Annotated in this window: 1 tRNA gene and 1 rRNA gene; both read left to right on the top strand. The window is 52.5% G+C overall.

The features are described 5' to 3' along the window. Positions 1-58: 58 nt before the first annotated feature. Positions 59-1,607: ribosomal RNA gene (locus ACVR1G_RS10825) — 16S ribosomal RNA — on the top strand. 53 nt (positions 1,608-1,660) lie between these two features. Beyond that, positions 1,661-1,733, top strand: a tRNA-Ala gene (locus tag ACVR1G_RS10820). Positions 1,734-1,736 lie beyond the last annotated feature (3 nt).

Here is a 1,736-nt window from a genome sequence, read left to right as displayed (position 1 = left end):
TAACCTGTCAAGAAACAATAAACGGATAAGCCAGAAGTGCTTAGCCGGACGAACTAGCATTAATGAGAGTTTGATCCTGGCTCAGGACGAACGCTGGCGGCGTGCCTAATACATGCAAGTAGAACGCAGAAGGAAGGAGCTTGCTTTTTCTGGATGAGTTGCGAACGGGTGAGTAACGCGTAGGTAACCTGCCTGGTAGCGGGGGATAACTATTGGAAACGATAGCTAATACCGCATAAGAGGGGTTAACGCCTGTTAACCTTTTAAAAGATACAACAGTATCACTACCAGATGGACCTGCGTTGTATTAGCTAGTAGGTGAGGTAATGGCTCACCTAGGCGACGATACATAGCCGACCTGAGAGGGTGAACGGCCACACTGGGACTGAGACACGGCCCAGACTCCTACGGGAGGCAGCAGTAGGGAATCTTCGGCAATGGGGGGAACCCTGACCGAGCAACGCCGCGTGAGTGAAGAAGGTTTTCGGATCGTAAAGCTCTGTTGTCAGAGAAGAATGTTGTGTAGAGTGGAAAGCTACACAAGTGACGGTAACTGACCAGAAAGGGACGGCTAACTACGTGCCAGCAGCCGCGGTAATACGTAGGTCCCGAGCGTTGTCCGGATTTATTGGGCGTAAAGGGAGCGCAGGCGGTTTTATAAGTCTGAAGTTAAAGGCAGTGGCTTAACCATTGTTGGCTTTGGAAACTGTAGGACTTGAGTACAGAAGGGGAGAGTGGAATTCCATGTGTAGCGGTGAAATGCGTAGATATATGGAGGAACACCGGTGGCGAAAGCGGCTCTCTGGTCTGTGACTGACGCTGAGGCTCGAAAGCGTGGGTAGCGAACAGGATTAGATACCCTGGTAGTCCACGCCGTAAACGCTGAGTGCTAGGTGTTGGGTCCTTTCCGGGACTCAGTGCCGGAGCTAACGCAATAAGCACTCCGCCTGGGGAGTACGACCGCAAGGTTGAAACTCAAAGGAATTGACGGGGGCCCGCACAAGCGGTGGAGCATGTGGTTTAATTCGAAGCAACGCGAAGAACCTTACCAGGTCTTGACATCCCGATGCTATCCCTAGAGATAGGGAGTTACTTTTAGTACATCGGTGACAGGTGGTGCATGGTTGTCGTCAGCTCGTGTCGTGAGATGTTGGGTTAAGTCCCGCAACGAGCGCAACCCTTATTGTTAGTTGCCATCATTAAGTTGGGCACTCTAGCGAGACTGCCGGTAATAAACCGGAGGAAGGTGGGGATGACGTCAAATCATCATGCCCCTTATGACCTGGGCTACACACGTGCTACAATGGTTGGTACAACGAGTCGCAAGCCGGTGACGGCAAGCTAATCTCTGAAAGCCAATCTCAGTTCGGATTGGAGGCTGCAACTCGCCTCCATGAAGTCGGAATCGCTAGTAATCGCGGATCAGCACGCCGCGGTGAATACGTTCCCGGGCCTTGTACACACCGCCCGTCACACCACGAGAGTTTGTAACACCCAAAGTCGGTGAGGTAACCTTCGGGAGCCAGCCGCCTAAGGTGGGACGGATGATTGGGGTGAAGTCGTAACAAGGTAGCCGTATCGGAAGGTGCGGCTGGATCACCTCCTTTCTAAGGAAAAACGGAAGCACGCTTGGTGTCTATTTAGTTTTCAGAGGTTTTGTGGGGCCTTAGCTCAGCTGGGAGAGCGCCTGCTTTGCACGCAGGAGGTCAGCGGTTCGATCCCGCTAGGCTCCATTA

The sequence above is a fragment of the Streptococcus dentasini genome (genome assembly GCF_053206945.1).
The sequence above is the reverse complement of the archived record's forward strand: the minus strand, read 5'-3'. Positions and strand labels throughout refer to the sequence as shown.